The following is a 19179-nucleotide window of genomic DNA, read 5'->3' on the forward strand; positions in this document are numbered from 1 at the left end:
TTGTCCGTCGACACGGCGCAAGTTCGGCGTCGACACGGCGCAAGTTCGGCGATGGCTCAGCGGTTGTTGAGGCTGAAGTGGTGCCGGTCCTTGAGCGAGTTCCAGTAGCCGCCCCACTCCCAGCCGACCGACGCGAACGCGCGGATCACCGGGCCGCCGGTCAGGATCATGCCGGGGCGGACATTCGTCCGGTCGATGTACGCCGATGCGAGCTCTGGCAGGACCAGGTCGCCCTTCGTGTACGGGTTCTGGAACTGGTTGACGTCCACCGCCAGCCCGTAGGCGTGCTGGCTGAAGTGGGTTGATCCGACGGAGGGCCGGCACACGAAGGCGCTGGTGTTGTTGCCGTCTCCGGTGGGGGCGGCGTCGAGCTCGTCGCGCCGGGTCACCCGCATCTCCTCGAGCGGGAACTTGGCGCGCCAGAGCTGCCGAAAGACCTTGACCATGTCCTGTGCCACGTCGGCGTTGACCAGCAGCTCGCCGGTGTGGCGTGCGCCGTCGAACCCGCGGAAGGCGAGCTGCACCCAGGCCAGGTCGCTCGCCGAGACGGGGCAGCCCTCCACCCAGGTCGAGCGTGCGATCACGTCGGCGGGGGCCGGACTGACGACGTGCGAGGCGAACCCGTCCCCGGGGAGCATCGGCAACGTGTCGGGCAGTGTGAAGCGGCGATTGCGCAGGACCCGTGGCGTTGCCTGGATCTCCCCGAAGCCGTCGGCGGTCTCCGGCAGGGGCCGCTTCCCGAGCCAGGCGGGCGCGACAGTGCCCGGCGCAGGCGGTGCGGGTGCCGATGGCGCTGCCGGTCCGGTCGGTGACGGAGTCGGAGCAGCAGGTGCGCTCGGCGTACCTCCCGTAGCGGGTGCTCCCGGAGATGCGGGCGCGGGCGGCGGCCCGTCCTCGCGGAGCAGCGGCTCGCACGCGGACAGCGCGGCGCTCAAGGCCAGCGCCGCACACGTGAGGCGGACGGCTCCGAAATGCGAACGACGGGTCACGTCGGCCAGCGTAGGCCTCCGTGACCCGTCGTCCTCCCGACGGTGGGGGAAAATCAGACCCGGCGAAGCACCGCGGTCACGATGCCCAGGATCGAGGCGTGGGTGCCGTCGATGGGGTCGTAGGCCTCGTTGTGGGGGAGCAGCCACACGTGGCCGTCCTTCTTCTGGAACGTCTTCACCGTCGCCTCGCCGTCGAGCAGCGCCGCGACCATGTCGCCGTTGTTGGCGGTCGGCTGCTGGCGGATCACGACGTAGTCACCGCTGCAGATCGCCGCGTCGATCATCGAGTCACCCGAGACCTCGAGCAGGAAGAGCGTGCCGTCGCCGACCAGGCTCCGCGGCAGCGGGAAGACCTCCTCGATGCGCTCCTCGGCGAGGATCGGGCCGCCCGCCGCGATCCGCCCCACGATCGGCACGTAGGTCGCTGCAGGCATCGAGTCGCCGATGCCGGTCTCGTCGTACGACGTCTCGTCGGCCGCGCCGATCGAGCGCCGCGCCGCGAGCACCTCGGGCAGGAACACCTCGAGCGCGCGCGGACGGTTGGGGTCACGCTTGATGAAGCCCTTCTGCTCGAGCACCTTCAGCTGGTGGGACACCGAGCTGGAGCTGGTCAGCCCGACCAGGTCGCCGATCTCGCGCATGCTCGGCGGGTAGCCACGGTCCTCGAGGGAGTCGCGGATGACGTTGAGGATGCGCTGCTGACGCGGAGTCAGCCCGGTCGCATCCGGTGGGCCGTCGGGGAACTCGGAGACCTTGTGCGGAGGAGTCGCCATCGTCGTGTGCCTTACGTCGTGGGCTGGGCGGGTGTCTCCAACGTATCCGGATTCACGCGGGTGTTCAAACACCTGTTCGAACGGCGTGTCGGGGCGGGGTGGGGATCTTGGGCTGCGTTGGGTGTGGCTGGGGCGGCTCCTGCGCGGCAACGCCGTCGCTGTCGGCGCGGCAGACTCAGCCGCCCACTCGCGCGCTCTGGCCGCAGCCGACTTTTACGCTCCGTGCGCCGTCGCGCATCCGCCGCGCGCCGGCGACCCAGCCCGCCCGCGTCCCCGCCACCGTGTGCCGCAGCCGCCCCGGCCATCCAACGAAGCGCCGTGTCGACGGAAAATGCGAAACGGGGGCGGAGCCCAAGTGGACTCCGCCCCCGTGTCTTCCCCATCTCACGCACCGGGGTCGAAGCGGCGCGCAAGAACTTGCCGCGGCGGAGTCACCAGCGCCCCGCCGCGCGTCTGTGTCAGCCGACCGGAACGAAGAGCTCCTGGCCGGCGTAGAGCATCGGCTCGTCGAGGGCGTTGAGCTTCTCGATGGAGTCGATCATGGCGCGGACCTCGCCGTCGTCGGCGCGGTCGGCCGCGATCTGCCAGAGCGTCTGGCCGGGGGTGACCACGATGCGCTCGGTGGCGAGCGGGGCGCCGCCCTGCTCGGAGTTGGCGCTGGACCCACTGGCCAGCACGAAGGCGACGGTGGCGGCGAACAGCAGCGCCAGCACGAAGACCGTCAGGCGACCGCGTCGGGTGAGCCGCAGCTGCGGGGCAGCGGGGCGGGCGACGCGGACGGGACGGGCGGCGTACGTGGGGGAGAAGCTGATCGTGCTCATCGTGGACCTCCGGGGAAGAGTCGGTCGGGGTGACGAGCGAATGTCTACAGACGACCACCGACAACCTTCGCCGGAGCTGGCCCTCGATCAGACGTTCGATCGAACACATGTACGAAGTTAGATCATGTGTTCGAACGATGCAAGCACTTGTTCGAAAAAAGATTCGACCGTGTCGAAGGCCACTCGAGCGACACGAGCCCGACACCCCCGGAGGGCCAAAGCGGAACGGCAGGCCTCAGGCGCGGGTGGCGGCCTCTGCCAGCAGGAACTGCGCGCCGGTGTAGGTCGCCATGACCGCTCCTTCGAGCGCGGGCGGCGGGTCGCTGAGCACGAACTTCCGCAGGCCGAGCAACGAGTCCGACGTCAGGAAGGCCAGGCCGCCGAGCCCGGCCAGCGCCCGGGCGGAGGGGCGGATCGAGGGGGAGAGGTGGCCGGACGCGATCGCCATCGACGTCAGCGACAACGAGTACGCCGCGACCGCAGCGCCCTGCGCCGGGTCACGCCGACCTGCGCGCACCGCATTGACCGGCGCCGCCACTGCCCACAGCACAGCGAGCGCGCGGGTCCTCCGCGACGCGAAGAGCGGCGAGGTGGAGCGCTGCGCCATGAACCCGGCCACGTAGGAGGCGTGGCCGACCGCGAACGCCGCCGACCCCACGAAGAACGGCCGGCGCGCTTCGGAGAGCAGCGCGACGTCGCCGACGAACCCACAGGCCTCGGCGATCACCACCGGCGCGGTGAGCCCGGTTCGACCAGAAGCGAGAACCGACGAAGCCAGCACCGGCATCAGCAGGGGCTTCGTGACGAAGCGGGCGCGGTGCGCCAGCGGACTGGCCGACGCCGACAATCCCGTGTCGAGGGCGGCCAGTCCGAGGTAGGCGAGCTTGCGTCGGGTCGAGGTGCGCACCCACGCAATCTAGGGCAGCGCCGACAGGCTCACGAGTGCTTTGCGAACCAGGGCCGGTGCAGGTCGGAGTACTGCGCGTCGCCGACCGCCGACTGCCAGTCCGCGGCGACGTCCGCCGGCATCTCGAGCTGCTCGCCACGACGTGCCGCAGCCTCGTCGGTGAACGCGATCGTCTCGGTGTAGCTGCCGTCGTCCTCGATGAGCAGCGTCGCGCCGACGATCTCGGGCCGCGCCTGGTGCAGCATCGCGGTCATCTCCTGGTCGGCCACCATGTTGCGCAGCCGGTCGGGGTTGCTCGCGCGCCCGCGGATCACCTGCACGAACTGGGCGTCGCCAGATGCGTCGAACGCGCCGTCGAGCATGATCGTCACGTCTTCGGACTGGTGGATCTCCGGGGTGGCGTCGAAGCACAGAAGTGCTCCGGCCCAGTGCGCCCCGGCGTCCGCGGACGCGCAGCACGCGTCGTACGCCTTCTGTGAGCTGAATCGGACGATGCCCACGAACTGGTCGTCGTCGGTGAACCCGTAGGTCCCGCCGAGCCAGCCGTCGCGCATCGCCATGTCGGCGCACCAGTCGTCGACGACCGCGCGCATCTCGTCCTGCCGGGCACAAGCTCCGGTCACCATCTGCATGAACACCGCTGGCCTCCCAAGGTCATTGAGCAGGCCGCTTCGGCCCTGATGCCGAAGTGGTCTGGGGTCCGGCTCTCGACGCTATGCCTGCGGTCGCCGACACGCCAGACCCGGCAGCACGAGTACGCCGCGTACTGGGGTCAGCGGGCAGGTGCCGCGATGAGCCGGTCGACCGAGAGCCGACCTGCTCCGAGCAGGGCGAGCGGGGCGAGGGCGGCGATCAGCAGCAGCACGAGCTCCACGCCACCGGCGGCGACGAAGAGGCCGTTGCCCGCGTGCACGAAGGCGATCGCGCCGATCATGTTGGCGATGCCGATGAGCGCGACGACCGGGGTGAGTACGCCAAAGAGCAGGGCGATGCCGCCGCCGATCTCGGTGATGATCAGCCACCAGGCAGCGATGCCGGCGAGCGGGACGCCCGCGTCGCCGAGGAATGCCTCGGTGCCGGCCGGCGTGAACTCGTCGAGCTTCTGCCAGCCGTGGGCGATGAGCACGATGCCGGCGATCACGCGGAGTGCGAGCAGCGCCAGATCGGTGCCGCCGGGGATGGTGGGGTGGAGCAGGGTACGCATTGGAGGAACCTCCCGAGTTGGTTGAACTGTCAACCAACTGTGGCAGGGCAACCCAAGACGAACCTGAGAGCCCGGCTGCTTCTCGGAGCTGCTCAGCGCAGGGCGCGACGCCCGCCCGGCACGCGCTCCGCCGGGGGAGTGGAGGCGGCGGGCTGCTCGTCGGCGGGAGGCGTGACCAAGCCGAGCGAGATGAGGGCGCGCATGCCCAGCATCAGCCCGGCGAAGAGGCAGCAGGCCGCGCCGATGCAGGCGACGAACAGGAAGAGCCAGGCGATGCCACGCCCCTCGCGGGCGGTGCCGCCGAAGTCGATCGCGGCGAAGACGAGGTAGCCCCAGGCCACGACGCAGAACGTGACGCCGACGGCGTACACGCCCACGCGGGGGTCGATCCGCTTGCGGGAACGAGCGGGCCGCGGTGCCTTCCGGCTGCCCGCGTGCTTCCGATCCCCGTGACTCACCCGCACATTCTGCCAGCCGGATTCCAGTCCCGTGACCAGACCGGAGAATGTGGTGTCTGCACAGTTTCCCGGATCGTGCGACACGCCCGGAAAACCTGCGACACGCGGGCGTCGGAAAGTCGACATTGCTGGTTGTCGCGGTGCTCGACTCGGCCCTGACCTGCGGGTTTACATCGCTGCCATGAACTGCGGGGTGACCCCCGGCGAAATCGGATGTGACGGGGGTTGCACGCCTCGTGGCGGCGACGTACGGTTACCACTACATCTAGTAGTTACACCGTTGTGGTTTTCCACATCTAGTTCACAGAACTGGCCTGGATCTCCCCACAACACCGCTGGTTATCCACAGAAACAGCGCCGGAGTCCACAGCCAGGCAAGGCCCGCCAAGGGTCTCATCGGCGACCCCGGGCAACGGCCCCACACGCACGACCTGGAAGGAGAGCACCGTGCACTGTCCCTACTGCCGCAACACCGACACCCGCGTGCTCGACTCCCGCGTCGCCGACGACGGTGGAGCGATCCGCCGCCGGCGCACGTGCCCGTCCTGCGACCGCCGTTTCTCCACCGTGGAGCAGATGCAGCTGACCGTGCTCAAGCGCTCCGGCGCGACCGAGCCGTTCAACCGCGACAAGGCCGTGAGCGGTGCGCGCAAGGCGTGCAAGGGCCGCCCGGTCACCGAGGACCAGCTGGCCTGCCTGGGCCAGGCGGTCGAGGACACGCTGCGCAGCTCGGGTTCGCCCGAGTTCCCGGCCAACGAGGTCGGCCTGGCCATCCTCGGGCCGCTGCGCGAGCTCGACGAGGTGGCCTACCTCCGCTTCGCCAGCGTCTACCGCGCCTTCGAGTCCGCTGAGGACTTCGAGGCCGAGATCGCCGTTCTGCGCGCTGAGCGCATCGCCCGCACCGAGCTGAACGGCGGGCTCGACGAGCTCGCCCGCGGCGCACTCACCCCCACGGGGTGACCTGAGACAGCCCGGCCACGGAGTGGGGAAGCTTCGCGGTCGGGCCCATGCATAGCAACACCCGCACCACCAGCACCACGACGTACGACGAAGCACGACCAGCCAGCAGCGGACAGAACTGTGCCGATTCAGATACAGCCGGAAAGAGGAGACATGACCGAGACGGTGAGCGGGTCCACGGGCCAGCAGCAGGGCCAGAAGCAGGGCCTGAAGCTCGAGCGCGTGTTCAGCACCGAGGGGCTCCACCCCTACGACGCCATCACCTGGGAGCGTCGCGACGTCGTCCAGCAGAACTGGAAGACCGGCGAGACCGTCTTCGAGCAGCGCGGTGTCGAGTTCCCCGACTTCTGGTCGGTCAACGCCTCCACCATCGTCACCACGAAGTACTTCCGCGGCGCTGTCGGCGCGGAGAACCGTGAGTGGAGCCTGAAGCAGCTCATCGACCGGGTCGTCGGCAAGTACGTCGCGGCGGGTCGCGACAACGGCTACTTCGCCACCGAGGCCGACGTGCAGGTCTTCGAGCACGAGCTCACGTGGCTGCTGGTCAACCAGTACTTCTCCTTCAACTCCCCGGTCTGGTTCAACGTCGGCACGACCGCTCCGCAGCAGGTCTCCGCGTGCTTCATCCTCTCCGTCGACGACTCGATGGACTCGATCCTCAACTGGTACAAGGAAGAGGGCTTCATCTTCAAGGGCGGCTCCGGCGCCGGCCTCAACCTCTCCCGCATCCGCTCCTCCAAGGAGCTGCTGAAGTCCGGCGGCACCGCATCTGGCCCGGTCTCCTTCATGCGCGGCGCTGACGCGTCCGCCGGCACCATCAAGTCGGGCGGCGCCACGCGTCGTGCGGCCAAGATGGTCGTCCTCGACGTCGACCACCCCGACATCGAGGAGTTCGTCGAGACGAAGAAGAACGAAGAGAACAAGATCCGCGCCCTGCGCGACGCCGGCTTCGACATGGACCTCGGCGGCAAGGACATCACCTCCGTCCAGTACCAGAACGCCAACAACTCGGTCCGCGTCTCCGACGAGTTCATGCGCGCGGTCGAGGACGGCACGTCCTTCGGTCTGAAGGCCCGCTCCACCGGCGAGGTCATCGAGACCGTCGACGCCCGCGAGCTCTTCCACAAGATCTCCGAGGCCGCGTGGGCCTGCGCCGACCCGGGTCTGCAGTACGACGACACCATCAACGACTGGCACACCAACCCCGAGACGGGCCGCATCACCGCGTCCAACCCCTGCTCGGAGTACATGTCGCTCGACAACTCGTCGTGCAACCTGGCCTCGCTGAACCTGCTCAAGTTCCTGCGCGACGACGACACCTTCGACGCCAAGCGCTTCGCCCAGGCCGTCGAGTTCATCATCACCGCGATGGACATCTCGATCTGCTTCGCCGACTTCCCGACGGAGCCCATCGGCAAGACCACCCGCGACTACCGCCAGCTGGGCATCGGCTACGCCAACCTCGGCGCGCTGCTCATGGCCATGGGTCTCGGCTACGACTCCGACGGCGGTCGCGCGATGGCTGCGACCATCACGTCGCTGATGACCGGCACGTCGTACCGTCGCTCGGCGGAGCTCGCCGGCATCGTCGGCCCGTACGTCGGCTACGCCCGCAACGCGGACGCCCACAAGCGGGTCATGCGCAAGCACCAGGCCGCCAACGACACCGTGCGCACGCTGCACATCTCCGACGCCGAGGTCCACAAGCTGGCCACGCAGGAGTGGGCGGCTGTGCAGTCGATCGGCGCCGAGAACGGCTTCCGCAACGCGCAGGCCTCCGTGCTCGCGCCGACCGGCACCATCGGCTTCATGATGGACTGCGACACCACCGGCATCGAGCCGGACTTCTCGCTGGTCAAGTTCAAGAAGCTCGTCGGTGGCGGCTCGATGCAGATCGTCAACCAGACGATCCCGCGCGCGCTGGTCAAGCTCGGCTACCAGCCGGAGCAGGTCGAGGCGATCGTCGCCTACATCGGCGAGCACGGTCACGTCATCGACGCCCCGGGCCTCAAGCTCGAGCACTACGAGATCTTCGACACCGCGATGGGTGCCCGCGCGCTCAAGCCGATGGGCCACGTGCGGATGATGGCGGCCTGCCAGCCGTTCCTCTCGGGCGCCATCTCCAAGACCGTCAACCTGCCGGAGTCGGCGACGGTTGAGGAGATCGAGGACATCTACTTCCAGTCCTGGAAGCTCGGTCTCAAAGCGACCGCGTGCTACCGCGACAACTGCAAAGTTGGCCAGCCGCTGGCCGACGGTGGCGGCAAGGCGAAGAAGGACGCGGCTGACGCTGCCGACGCCGCTGCGGCCGCCGACGTGGTCGAGAAGATCGTCGAGAAGATCGTCTACGCCCCGACCCGCAAGCGCCTCCCGAAGTCGCGAGTCTCGCGCACCACCTCCTTCACCGTGGGTGGGGCCGAGGGCTACATGACCTCCGGTGCGCACGAGGACGGCTCGCTCGGCGAGGTCTTCCTCAAGCTCGGCAAGCAGGGCTCGACCCTGGCCGGCGTGATGGACGCCTTCTCGATCGCCACCTCGATCGGCCTGCAGTACGGCGTCCCGCTCGAGACCTACGTCTCGAAGTTCACCAACCTGCGCTTCGAGCCCGCTGGCCTCACCGACGACCCGGACGTCCGGATGGCGCAGTCGATCATGGACTACATCTTCCGCCGCCTGGCGCTGGACTACATGACCTTCGACGAGCGCTCGATGCTCGGCATCTACACCGCCGAAGAGCGTCAGCGTCACCTCGAGACCGGCTCCTACGAGCCCCTCGAGATCTCCGAGGCCGAGTCCCTGAAGACCGAGCACGTCGAGGCCGCCAAGGCCGAGGCTGCCCCGGTCGAGGCCGAGATCGTGTCGGAGGCGCCGGCTGCGGCCGAGCCCGCCGGACGCGCCGCCAAGACCTCCGCCGAGCTCCTGGAGATCATCACCGGCACCGCTGTCGACTCGCCCTTGTGCTTCACGTGTGGCACGAAGATGCGTCCCGCTGGTAGCTGCTACGTCTGCGAAGGTTGCGGCAGCACCTCCGGCTGCAGCTGACAAGTCAGTACGACGAGGCCCCGACGCGATTCGCTCGCGTCGGGGCCTCGTGCTGTCGGTGGACGGTGATAGGACTGAGGTAGTTGCCTCAGGAACACTCGCCAGATCCACGAAGCGTTCGGCCCGCTGGCCCCGTCGCGGATGTATTCGCGGGGTGGTGTCGGGCCTGAGGTCCGGTTCGTCGCAGCGTCGACCGACGAGGCGTTGTCTGCCGCTGACGACATCGTTGACGCGATGATCGACGAGGGCTGGGGCCCGGGCTCGATCGCGCTCATCACCACTGGCCACAAGCACCCCGTGCATGACGACGTCGCTGCGCGCCACGGCCAGGAGGGCTACTGGAAGCAGTTCTGGGAAGGCGGCGACGTCTTCTACGGCCACGTCCTCGGCTGCAAGGGCCTCGAGCGCAAGGCGGTCGTGCTCTGCGTCAACGAGTCGTCGAAGCGGGACCGCTTCCGCGAGCGGTTGTACGTCGGGATGTCGCGTGCGACCGATGAGCTCGTGGTCGTTGGTCATCCGGAGCTGATTCGGGAGATGGGTGGTGCCGAGGTGGCGAAGAGGCTGGGGATCTAGTTTCCAGATGGAAACTGCTCGCAGCCGGTGCCCGGCTGAGTCAGGCTCCGATCCGACCTAGATGCCGGGCGTCCAGTCGATCGGTCCACGGTCGCCGAGCAGGCGGTCGATCTCCGCGAACGGGCGCGATCCAACGAACGGAGTCTTCGCGTTCGCCCGGGCCGCCGGGTGGGCGGACTCGACGACAGCGTGAATTGGGTTGGTGATCAACTTGCGCTTCGCCCTTGCCGTGTCGCCCCAGAGGACGAACACAACGCGCTCGCTCTTGGCATTGACCGCTCGGATGACGGCGTCGGTGAACGTCTCCCATCCTCGGTCTTCATGCGACTTTGGGGCTCCGGAAGCAACGGTCAGTGTCGCGTTGAGGAGGAGGACACCTTGAGTTGCCCAGCTCGTTAGGTTGCCGCCCGTCGGAGCCGGTCCTGCATCGTCAGCCCGGATTTCGCTGAGGATCTTGCGTAGTGACGGTGGGATCGTCACACCCTCACGGACCGAGAAGCACAACCCGTGTGCCTGATTGCGTCCGTGGTACGGGTCTTGACCGAGGATGACGACTCGAACGTCCCCCAGCGGTGTCAGCGCGAGAGCGTTGAACACGTCGGACGGTGGCGGGTACACATCCCCTCGCCTTCGCTCTGAATCCACGAAGTCGGTCAGAGAAGCCCAGTACGGCTGCTCGAGTTCGTTTTGGAGAGCCGCGGTCCAGCTCTCGGGGATTGCCCACACGCTTTCAGCCACCTTTGTCATTCAGTCTCCGTGTTCTTTGTGGACCTGCGACTCCTCAGTGGCGTCATTCCCGGAGGAAAAGAGGAGGTTCTGCAGCGCTGGATCGCCTGGCGCCGAGCCTATGGTGTGGACCTTGCCGTCCTCGGTGACGGCCAGCGCGCCGCCAGTGAGCATCGCGTCAGGCTCGGCCGGGTCCACGTAGGCGACGACCCAGACCCGCCGCCCCTCGGGAGCCCCTCCCGCCTTCCTTGCGCTCTTCGCGACCAGGTGGCTGCCGTCTTCGCGGAGGAAAGCGTTGGCCCGCTTCTTCGCCTCTGCTGCATTCATGATTGACCCGTCTGTTCGTGGCGCCAGCGGTCGGCTACTTCAGCACCGCCCACGCAATCAGCTGGTCCAGGCGTCGTACGTCGATCTTCTTGTTCAGCTTGATCTTGATGTGGCCGGCGCGGGTCCACATCTCCATCTCGCCGTCGCGGTCCAGCATGCCGCCGGCGTTCTCGGAAGACCACATGTTGATGCTGCTGTAGGGCAGCGAGTAGATCTCGACCTTCTTGCCGGTCAGCCCCTGCGCATCGCGCACGATCAGGCGCTTCGTGGTGAAGACCGCGCTGTCGCGGAAGGTCTTGTACGCCGCGACCGCCTGCTCGCCCTCGATGAGGAGGCCGGTGACGTCGCCGGGGATAGGGATCTCCTGGATGAGGGTCCAGGCTGTGATCGCTGCGGTTTCCATTCGGTGCTCCTAGTCGTGGGCGGTGTTCGTCGAGTGTGTCGCTCCGGACGAGGGTCGCCCGGAGGTCCGACAGAACCCGCTCTCTGGTCTAGATAGTCCGTCTGGGCTGCGGGAAGAGCACGTCTGGGTCAGATCTCCGAGAACGCGACATTTGTGCCGGGGGCTGCTGCCAAAGTGCAACCGGGACTCAAGGTTGCCCGCATCTTCCGCGGGCCGTTGATGGGTTCAAGGCTGGAGATGACGATGTCTGGATTCGCGGTGGTCGACTTTGAGACCACGGGACTGTTCCCCAACGCGCATGATCGAGTGGTTGAGGTCGGGCTCGTTCTCGTTGGCGAGGACGGTCGGATCGAGGGGGAGTGGAGCACGATCGTGGACCCGGGCCGTGATGTCGGCCCGACGCATATCCACGGGATCACCGCGCGTGACGTGCTGGGCGCGCCGACTTTCAGCCAGGTTCTTCCGCGCCTGCTGGCTGACCTCCGTGGACGGGTCATCACGACCCACAACCTATCGTTCGACCTGCGGTTCCTCGGCGCAGAGCTACGCCGGGCCGGCGTCGTACTCGCGAATCCGTGGGTCGGCGGTCTGTGCACGATGAAGTGGGCGGGGCATCTCCTGCGCGCTTCCTCGCGGAAGCTCGGTGACTGCTGTGATGCCGCAGGGATTGAGCTGGCCAATGCGCATTCGGCGCTCCACGACGCACGGGCGGCCGCCGGGCTGTTGGGACACCTCCTGAGGATCGGGGGATCGCCAGCGCCGTGGAACGACGAACTCGTGGGCGCTGCTGATGTGGACTGGCCGCAGCTGCCGATGGACGAGTGCCTGCTGGTTGAGCGAGGCACGCAGACGGTTCGCCGTCCCTCCGAATGGCTGGATCGGGTCGTCGCCAGGCTGCCGCGTGGCGACGACCCTGGGTTGGAGGCTTACCTGGAGGTGCTCGAGTCGGCGCTCCTTGACGGATACATCGCTCAGTACGAGGAGGAGGCGCTCGTCGAGACCGCCGTGGAACTCGGCCTGAGCCGGTCCACCCTCGATGACGTCCACCGCGACTACCTTCGATCGCTGGCACGGGTCGCTCTTGCTGACGGTGTCGTGACCGACGACGAGCGGGCCGACCTTGACCGGGTTGCCGAGCTGGTTGGGCTTCCCACGGTCGAGGTCGACGCGGCTCTCGCCATGGCACCGGCCCGGTCGGCAAGTGCGGAGTTCCGCCTCGAGAGCGGCGACGTCATTTGTCTGACTGGGACCATGAGTCGACCTCGGTCAGAGGTGGAGCGCGACCTCGTCGATGCTGGCCTGGTCTCCGGTCCGTTGACGAAGCGAACCCGGCTGCTCGTCGCTGCGGATCCGGACTCCGCAAGCGGCAAGGCCAAGAAGGCGCGCGACTACGGAGTGCCGATCGTGCACGAGGCGGCGCTGATGAAGCTCGTCCGTGCGATGGAGCCGGAGCAGTCGCCGGAACACCGCTCGCTCCGGCTGGTCTGATTGAGGGGGTCGAACGTGGCCAAGGATGATTGCCAGAATGACTTCCGCGCTGCGGCCGCTGCTGATGGCGTCGTGCTCACTCGCGCGAAGGTGCCCTGGATCAACCAGCGGGGCCATCTCGGCCTTCCTGTTGAGGCCACGGCAGCGCTCGAGCCGCTGACCGCGATCTTCAATGCTCTGTCGGGCGTTGAGCAGGAGCAGGCGGCGAAGCGGCTCACAGCCCTTCCCGGTGACTTCTTTCATGAGGAGTCAGGAGTGTTCGTGGAGGTCGACGAACACCAACACTTCACGAGTCATCGACTGACCACTCTGAGCCTTTATCCGTCCGGGGTAGAGCTCGGTTTCGACCTCGACGAGTACAAGGCGCTGTGTCATGAATGGGCGGCGCGTGCCGACCGCTTCAGAGCATCCAAGGCGGCTATCGGTTTCGGCCCCGGTGGCAGGGTCCGGCAACGTGCGTACAACGATGCGCTTCGCGATCTGGCAACCTCGGCCATGGGGCACCCGCCCGTGATTCGGGTGGCCGCCCCGGAGCGCGGTGGTGTGGCTGCGTATCTGCGCGTACGGGATCGGCTTGCAACTGCTGTCAGGCAGTGACGCAGGATGGTGTCGCAGGTTCGACTGCTGCACCCGACTGCTGAGTCGGGTCAGGACTCCAGGTGGTGCGTCAACAACTCGCCCGCCAGGATCGGACCGGCGGTAGCGAGGTGCGCCGGGTTCAGCACCCATGACTCGTCGCCCGCGATCAGCAGCAACAACCCGACGCGGGTGTCGACTGGCTGCAACAACTCGAGGTCCAGAGTCGCCGTCGACTCATCGTCATCGACGATCGCCACATCCTCGGCATAGAAGTCGGCGGCCCACCGTGCGTGATGCGGGATGCGCACGCGGACGGTCTCGGTCTTCCGCTGGGCGGCGAGCATCCGTGCAAGATCGGCCGGCGGCTTGAACGTTGCCTCGGACACGACGTAATCACGGATGTTGGACAGCAGGTAGGTGCGGATCCGGCCATGCGCGTCGGCCGGCCCGGCGTCGACCTCCCACCCGCGCTGCGTCTGGACGAGCAGGTACGGCTCGATGGTCCTGGTGAAGACGCCCTCGTCCCAGCTGCGTGAGTAGCTGATCTCGACCAGGTGACTGCCGGCGACGGCTTCTTGGAGTGCCTCGAGGGCGCGGTTCCAGGAGCGCGTGCCGCTCGGCTCGACCGGGGTGCCGAAGGCGGTCTCGGTGAGTACCTCGACTGCACCGAGCAGATCTGCGTCGCTCGGGTCGATGTCGAGCAGCGCCTGCGCGGCGGTGAAGATGAGTGCCAGTTCGGCCGGGTCGACGTACTCCACGCCGAGCTCCTCGCTCGGTCGCTCGTCGATGATGCAGACGTACTCCGCGGTCGTCGGCTCATCCTCGGCGCCGTCGGCGTTGCGGAAGTCGAGCACGGCGGGCCGGGTCAGGCCGAGCAGGAGCGGCGCGACGTCGGCGGTGTAGAACGCCAGGATGTCCTCGCGCAGCTCGGCCGTGGGTACGCCGGTCTGGGCGGCGAGGTCCGCCAGCGGCAGGCCGCCCGGGTGGGAAGCGAGCTGCTCAAAGACCGCGGGCAGCCGGGCAAACCGCTGCGTGTACTTCGGTGTCGCCATCAGAGCCCCGCCATCATCTGCAGTTCGTCGATCAGCTCGTCGCGCACATCCGCTGGCCCGACGATCCGGACGCGGGTGCCGAGCTGGTAGATCCGGGCCCGGAGTGCGGACCGGTTGGTGACGCGGTAGACGAGCTCGGTGGTTGTGCCGTCGCTGGTTTCCTTGGTCGGCGCGGAGAGCCAGCGACGCACGTCCGCGACGTACTCGTCGGGGGAGCTGAGTGTGACCTCGACGGGTGGGTCCACCTCCCAGCTCATCGGGTGAAGGCCCGTGCGCCTCGGGTCGGGATGGCGCTGGGCGGTGCCCGGAGGGTCGGTGTGAACGTCGCTCATGCGGGAGATGACGAACGCCTTGACCTTCTCCCCGTCGCCTTCGCGGCCGAAGAGGTACCACCGCGTCTGCTGCGTCCGCACCGAGTCGGGGTGGACGACGCGCACGGAGCCGTTGTAGCGGAACCGAATGATGGCCTGGTTGCGGAGGCCCCCGATCACGGTGGCCAGTGAGTGGTCGTGCCCGGCATCGTCGATCACTGCCGTGATGGAGGAGGGGCGGCTGTCGCCCTTCAGGTCGAGTCGCTGCGCCAGGTCCTCGCGATCGACGAGGAGTACGGCGCGGCGCAGCGCTGTCTGCTGCTCGGGGGTGAGGCGAATCTTGAGCCGGTTGTCGACGGTTGTCATGCGATAGATCGCGCCCTCGCCGACCGGCCCGATGTTCTCGATCCGCCAGCCGAGCGAGTTCAGGTGGCGGAACTCGCGCTGCAACTGCGAGATACCGTCCTTGGCGTCGTGCCAGCCGGCCCACGCGAGCAGGTTCGCGGCTGGCTCGCCCGCCGGTCCTGCATGGCGAAGCAGCGCGGCCAGGCCGACGAGCCGCTCCATGGGTCCGCGCTGGTCACGTCCTCCGGTCATGACGGTCAGTCTGGTCAGGTGTCCGGTCCTTTGCAGGGGAATCGATGAAGACGGATTGCCGAATGGCCGTGGCCGGAGCGCCGTCCCCCGAACGGTGCCCCGACCACGCCCTGCCTCCCGGATCTCGGACCCAGGAGGAGTCCGGTCAGAACGTGTCGTTGATCGTCAGCTTGTCGTAGGCGGCTGGCATCTTGTCCATGCTCGAGCAGTCCGCCCCAGCCGTGGTGCCGACGTCGATCTGGTCGCTGGAACAGTCGACGCTGGCGAGCACCTCGGTGCCCTTCCAGAACTTGATCTCCACGAAGGCACCGTCCTTCTCGTCGCGGTTATTGGTGATCTTCAGGCCAGACACATCGATGTCGCCGAGGACGTCCCTGCCGAGGGTCCAGCCGGCCGCATAGGAAAAGCCCGACACCTCGAAGGCCTTGCCAGGCGTGATCGTGAGCGGGTTGTCTGGGCCGCCCGGTTCCTTGTCCTTCGCGTCCGACTTCTCGATGGAGTCGTCGATCGAGTCGGCGACTGAGTTGAAGAACGCGGCGTACAGAGCCTGCGTGGCGAAGACGCCCACCAGCGCGACCACGCTGATCCACAGACCTGCGCGGCCTAGGCTCGTGCCGGTGGCCTTGCCCTTCTTGGCGCGACGCACTGCGAGGAAGCCGAGGACGATGCCAACGATCGCGGTGACCGCGAACAGGTTGTTGATGATCGGGACCCAGCAGAACAGCAGGGACACGATGCCGATGACCAGCGCGGTGATCGCCAGTCCAGAGCCGCCCTTGGGCGGAGCGCCAACAGGCGCGATGGTTTCAGTCATTTCTCGACCCATCCGTGAAGAGTTTGTGTGGATGAGAGGAGGGTGTCGGCAGCCCCCGACAGAACACAGGCTCGAGTTGCGGGCGCGGTTTCCAACCCGGTCAGTCGAGTGGCCCGCGAGCTCGGCGATGTTGATTGCTGGCGTCAGCCGCAACAGCGCGACCGGGGAGGCTTCTCCCTCCCGCGGCAGGGCTACAAAGTCAGCTTTCGGCTTCTACGGCGCGACGAGCTTGGGTTCGGCTTCGAGCACCTGGAGGTTGGCCGGAGGGCTCGTGCGGACGACGGTGCCGTTGACCGGTTGCCAGGGCCCGTTACCGACGCGGTAATCGGCGGACCAGGTCACCCGGACCTGGGGCTGGACGTTGCCGGTGTCTTCGTAGATGTGGGTGATGTAGCTGTCTATGCTCGTCCCGCGCTGCCACGGTTTGCCGGGCCAGTCGGTGGTCTGGGTCGTCGTGTCGCCGTGGATCCATTCGTACGACGATGCGTGGATACGCAGATCCACCGACCGGCCGAGTAGGCGGAGGTTGCGGATGAAGGGCTCTGCTTCTGTGGAGAAGATCGCCTCAAGCCCGATGAGGGTCTTGCCGTTGGGTGGCTGAATATCGAGCCTGGGCTCGGGGAGCGGGATGCGTTGGAACGCGCGGAGAACTGCTGTGGGCATCGATTGAGCAGCGGCGGGGTTATCGGGGCGGCAGGGCGGACCGACCAAGAAGTCGCTGTTGACTACCGAGTAGCCCAGCGCAATGACCGTGAAATAGCCGGTAGGTGACCCCGGGTCAGCCTCGCACGTGGTGGTCGGCGTGCAGTCGCCGACCGATGCGCCGTTGCCGCACGGTGGCAGGGGCGGCGTTTGCGAAGCCGGGCTGATGCTCCCGTACGAACTGGCGTTAGTGGGCGAACCTGGCGGCTCCAGGCCGACGTGATCGGAAGCTCCCGCATCGAAACTGAGCTTTCCGGGAGTGACTGAGGTCTGGTCCGGAGGCGTGGTCGGATCTGCTGACGCGGTAGGGGCGACGATTGCGAGCAGGCTCGTGAGCGCAAGTCCAGTGAGGGGGCGAGACATGTCTATGCCAGCTTCTCGAGCCCGTAGACGACAAAGTGGTCGTCTTCCCAGATTACTCCCGCAATGAAGACGAACTGCATCGCCTTGGTTCGTTCGACGGTTTGGCCTGAGTTGCTCATCAACTTCTGGGCGGCTTGGTCGACCTCCACAGCAAAGCGATAACTCGGTGCCTTCGATCGCGGATCGAGAGTGATGGTGGAAATCCTCCAGCCGCCTCCCTCGACGTGCTGTTTGGCGCCGTAGATGGCATCCACGGAACTACGTAGGTTCCGACATGCTCCGCAGGCTTTATGCGCGACCGAGTCGATCTGAGCGGTGTCGCCGGTCTTCATTGCGTAACTGACCGCCTCGAACCAGTACCGCACAAAGGCCTTCGCGCCGACGCTCGTATTCGCCTTTGCAGCGCTCGGTAGCGCCGGCGCGACGGGCCTGGTCGGTGACGGCGAGGCAGTCGCCGGCGTCGTACTGGCCGAGGGCTTCGGGCTAGGAGAGGAGTCGTCAGAGCATCCAGGGAGCGCGAGCAGCAGTGCGGCCGCGATGACAAGGCGATAGCGCATGGTTTCCGTCCTCAGTCCCGAGAGCGCCCGGAACGGAGGCGCCAGCAGAACGGTAAGCCGAGCGCGCGGAACCTGTGAAGTCTCTATCCACAGCCGCCATACGCCGCCACAGTCGAGCAGCGGCAGCGGCGGTGATCAGTCGCAGTAGTCGCAGCGACCGGTGGACGGCACCTGGGTGAAGCACTTCGGGCAGAGAACAACGACCGGCTCAGGCTTGGCAGGGACCGCAGGAGCCTTTGCGCGGGAGACGCGCGGAGCCGCAGTTTTCGGCGCGGGTGCCCGGGTGCCAGGCACGCGCTTGTTCGGCGCAGGCTTGGCGAGCTCGATCACGGAGGCGACGTTGAAGCCGAGGTCGGTGAGGACCTTCGCGACCTCGAGTGGGATCTCGTCGGCGGTCAGGGGAGTGCCCGTCGCCTTGCCGTGGGCGAACGCGAGCAGCGCGCCGGCGTCGTACCTCTTGCCGCGCTCGACGAGGACCTCGTCACCGGGGGCCTCAATGCCGTGGTCGGCGAGGAACGTCGCCGCGCCGCGCTGGTCGTGCTCCCGGATTGCGGTGAGTACGTGGATCCGGGTAACCAGCTCAAAGTTCGACACAACCCAAGGGTAGGCGGACCCAGGTGGATGTGCCGCCGCCCCGGTGCGCGCTGGACCTGGGTGAGATCCAGATCTCGGCACAGATGCGCTCAGCGGCAGGGGACGTTGCCGAGTCGGGCGAAGCCCTCGAGGTCCCCGGGCCCGTACGACGTCTGGCCGACGTTGTCGGCATTCATCAGCTCGCCGGCGTCCTTCACGTGCCCGAGGCCGACCAGGTGTCCGAACTCGTGGTCGATGATCGCCTGGGCGTGTGGGCGGTTGTGGTTCGACGCCAGACGCGCGTAGACATCCCGGTCGAGGATCACCGCGCCGGTGACGAACTGGCGGAAGTTCGGCCGGACCTCCAGGTGGGAGCTCCCGCCGACACCTGCGACGTCGCCCTTGAGCTCCGGCACCTCGTCGGCATCGGCCCAGGCCACCAGGACGGGCGGGGCGGTGGCGGCGCCGAACACCCTCTGCTCGAACCGGCGCGAGTCCGTCTCGCCGACGATCTCGAACTCGAACCCGGTCGCGGTGGCCGTGTGCTCGATGGCGTCCTCGACGAGGTTGCGGTAGTCGGGCGGGGCTCCCTCCGGGTTGATCTCGAGCCTGATGGTCCGGCACGGGTCGTAGGTCACCGGGGTCCGGCCGTCCCGCTGCGTGGCCATGAAGGCGTGCGGGCCGTCGCCGTCCGGGATGGGCGGCGTCGGGTGCAGCCGGTCGTGGCTGCGGGTGAACGGGTTGCGCCAGTCGCCTGTGGCGAACTGACCGCCCACCCACACTGCGATGAACACGATGAGGATCCCGGCCACGAACACGGGCGTTCGCGATCGTCGTGCGGGAGGCAGCTGCCAGGGCATCGTGCCCAGCCCGTGCTGCGCGTCGACGCGGTCGAGCTCGCGCAGGCGACGCTCGAGCCGGCGGGCGCGCTTGCGCCGTTGGCGTCCCTCCCAAGACATG

Annotated in this window: 22 protein-coding genes; 5 read left to right on the forward strand and 17 right to left on the reverse strand. The window is 67.6% G+C overall.

Translation table 11 applies throughout. The annotated features are described in order from the left end of the window. Nucleotides 1–56: 56 nt before the first annotated feature. From D4739_RS09655 to D4739_RS09685, 7 genes are all read right to left on the reverse strand, one after another. On the reverse strand, nucleotides 57–989 hold the full coding sequence (locus D4739_RS09655; RefSeq protein ID WP_220699263.1) for a M15 family metallopeptidase: 933 nt from the start codon (nucleotides 987–989) through the stop codon (nucleotides 57–59). Nucleotides 990–1042: 53 nt separating this feature from the next. Continuing rightward, the gene (gene lexA, locus D4739_RS09660; protein ID WP_120060421.1) at nucleotides 1043–1762 is read right to left on the reverse strand and encodes a transcriptional repressor LexA; all 720 of its coding nucleotides are present in this window, start codon (nucleotides 1760–1762) and stop codon (nucleotides 1043–1045) included. Between the two features lie 458 nt (nucleotides 1763–2220). Then, entirely contained in the window at nucleotides 2221–2583 is a 363-nt protein-coding gene (locus D4739_RS09665; protein WP_120060422.1) for a LysM peptidoglycan-binding domain-containing protein, read from the reverse strand. 235 nt (nucleotides 2584–2818) lie between these two features. Continuing rightward, the gene (locus D4739_RS09670; RefSeq protein ID WP_120060423.1) at nucleotides 2819–3490 is read right to left on the reverse strand and encodes a lysoplasmalogenase; all 672 of its coding nucleotides are present in this window, start codon (nucleotides 3488–3490) and stop codon (nucleotides 2819–2821) included. Nucleotides 3491–3519: 29 nt separating this feature from the next. Beyond that, complete coding sequence (locus tag D4739_RS09675) at nucleotides 3520–4128, reverse strand: hypothetical protein (RefSeq protein WP_120060424.1); 609 nt, start codon at nucleotides 4126–4128, stop codon at nucleotides 3520–3522. A 134-nt stretch (nucleotides 4129–4262) separates the two neighbouring features. Next, the gene (locus D4739_RS09680) at nucleotides 4263–4694 is read right to left on the reverse strand and encodes a DoxX family protein (protein ID WP_120060425.1); all 432 of its coding nucleotides are present in this window, start codon (nucleotides 4692–4694) and stop codon (nucleotides 4263–4265) included. Nucleotides 4695–4786: 92 nt separating this feature from the next. Beyond that, entirely contained in the window at nucleotides 4787–5152 is a 366-nt protein-coding gene (locus D4739_RS09685; RefSeq protein ID WP_147384861.1) for a hypothetical protein, read from the reverse strand. Between the two features lie 447 nt (nucleotides 5153–5599). Between D4739_RS09685 and nrdR the strand changes: the two genes are divergently transcribed. From nrdR to D4739_RS09700, 3 genes are all read left to right on the forward strand, one after another. After that, nucleotides 5600–6112 (forward strand): transcriptional regulator NrdR, encoded by a 513-nt coding sequence (nrdR, locus tag D4739_RS09690; RefSeq protein ID WP_120060427.1) that lies wholly within the window; start codon nucleotides 5600–5602, stop codon nucleotides 6110–6112. Nucleotides 6113–6265: 153 nt separating this feature from the next. Further along, nucleotides 6266–9154, forward strand: a complete 2889-nt coding sequence (locus D4739_RS09695; RefSeq protein ID WP_120060428.1) for a vitamin B12-dependent ribonucleotide reductase — start codon at nucleotides 6266–6268, stop codon at nucleotides 9152–9154. A 141-nt stretch (nucleotides 9155–9295) separates the two neighbouring features. After that, complete coding sequence (locus D4739_RS09700) at nucleotides 9296–9727, forward strand: ATP-binding domain-containing protein (protein ID WP_120060429.1); 432 nt, start codon at nucleotides 9296–9298, stop codon at nucleotides 9725–9727. A 57-nt stretch (nucleotides 9728–9784) separates the two neighbouring features. On the opposite strand, the gene ung is transcribed toward D4739_RS09700, so the two are convergent. Genes ung through D4739_RS09715 form a run of 3 tightly spaced genes read right to left on the reverse strand, consistent with a single transcriptional unit; the run spans nucleotide 9785 to nucleotide 11183 of the window. Next, nucleotides 9785–10474 carry a uracil-DNA glycosylase gene (gene ung, locus D4739_RS09705; protein WP_120060430.1) on the reverse strand — a complete coding sequence of 230 codons (690 nt, stop codon included), beginning with the start codon at nucleotides 10472–10474 and terminating at the stop codon, nucleotides 9785–9787. After that, nucleotides 10475–10780 carry a hypothetical protein gene (locus tag D4739_RS09710; RefSeq protein ID WP_120060431.1) on the reverse strand — a complete coding sequence of 102 codons (306 nt, stop codon included), beginning with the start codon at nucleotides 10778–10780 and terminating at the stop codon, nucleotides 10475–10477. It lies immediately after the preceding gene. A 34-nt stretch (nucleotides 10781–10814) separates the two neighbouring features. Continuing rightward, the gene (locus tag D4739_RS09715; RefSeq protein ID WP_120060432.1) at nucleotides 10815–11183 is read right to left on the reverse strand and encodes a PH domain-containing protein; all 369 of its coding nucleotides are present in this window, start codon (nucleotides 11181–11183) and stop codon (nucleotides 10815–10817) included. 237 nt (nucleotides 11184–11420) lie between these two features. Between D4739_RS09715 and D4739_RS09720 the strand changes: the two genes are divergently transcribed. Together D4739_RS09720 and D4739_RS09725 are read left to right on the forward strand one after the other, a co-directional pair. Next, nucleotides 11421–12671 (forward strand): exonuclease domain-containing protein, encoded by a 1251-nt coding sequence (locus D4739_RS09720; RefSeq protein ID WP_220699264.1) that lies wholly within the window; start codon nucleotides 11421–11423, stop codon nucleotides 12669–12671. Between the two features lie 15 nt (nucleotides 12672–12686). Beyond that, nucleotides 12687–13268, forward strand: a complete 582-nt coding sequence (locus tag D4739_RS09725; protein ID WP_120060433.1) for a DUF7255 family protein — start codon at nucleotides 12687–12689, stop codon at nucleotides 13266–13268. Nucleotides 13269–13318: 50 nt separating this feature from the next. Here the strand turns inward: D4739_RS09725 and D4739_RS09730 are convergent, their stop codons facing one another. From D4739_RS09730 to D4739_RS09760, 7 genes are all read right to left on the reverse strand, one after another. Next, nucleotides 13319–14302 carry a WYL domain-containing protein gene (locus tag D4739_RS09730; protein WP_120060434.1) on the reverse strand — a complete coding sequence of 328 codons (984 nt, stop codon included), beginning with the start codon at nucleotides 14300–14302 and terminating at the stop codon, nucleotides 13319–13321. Beyond that, nucleotides 14302–15210 (reverse strand): WYL domain-containing protein, encoded by a 909-nt coding sequence (locus tag D4739_RS09735; RefSeq protein ID WP_120060435.1) that lies wholly within the window; start codon nucleotides 15208–15210, stop codon nucleotides 14302–14304. The genes D4739_RS09730 and D4739_RS09735 overlap by 1 nt, the downstream gene beginning before the upstream one ends. Before the next feature lie 145 nt (nucleotides 15211–15355). Beyond that, nucleotides 15356–16024, reverse strand: coding sequence for a DUF4190 domain-containing protein (locus D4739_RS09740; protein ID WP_120060436.1), 669 nt, complete (start codon nucleotides 16022–16024; stop codon nucleotides 15356–15358). 213 nt (nucleotides 16025–16237) lie between these two features. Next, nucleotides 16238–17089 (reverse strand): hypothetical protein, encoded by an 852-nt coding sequence (locus D4739_RS16680; protein ID WP_147384862.1) that lies wholly within the window; start codon nucleotides 17087–17089, stop codon nucleotides 16238–16240. A gap of 2 nt (nucleotides 17090–17091) precedes the next feature. Then, nucleotides 17092–17646 carry a DUF6318 family protein gene (locus D4739_RS09750; protein WP_147384864.1) on the reverse strand — a complete coding sequence of 185 codons (555 nt, stop codon included), beginning with the start codon at nucleotides 17644–17646 and terminating at the stop codon, nucleotides 17092–17094. A gap of 135 nt (nucleotides 17647–17781) precedes the next feature. Then, nucleotides 17782–18240 (reverse strand): ScoMcrA-related endonuclease, encoded by a 459-nt coding sequence (locus D4739_RS09755; protein WP_120060439.1) that lies wholly within the window; start codon nucleotides 18238–18240, stop codon nucleotides 17782–17784. A gap of 89 nt (nucleotides 18241–18329) precedes the next feature. Further along, nucleotides 18330–19178 carry a hypothetical protein gene (locus D4739_RS09760; protein ID WP_120060440.1) on the reverse strand — a complete coding sequence of 283 codons (849 nt, stop codon included), beginning with the start codon at nucleotides 19176–19178 and terminating at the stop codon, nucleotides 18330–18332. Nucleotide 19179: the final 1 nt, after the last annotated feature.

Origin of the sequence: Nocardioides cavernaquae (assembly GCF_003600895.1) — a bacterium.
In the GTDB taxonomy this organism is placed as follows: domain Bacteria; phylum Actinomycetota; class Actinomycetes; order Propionibacteriales; family Nocardioidaceae; genus Nocardioides; species Nocardioides cavernaquae.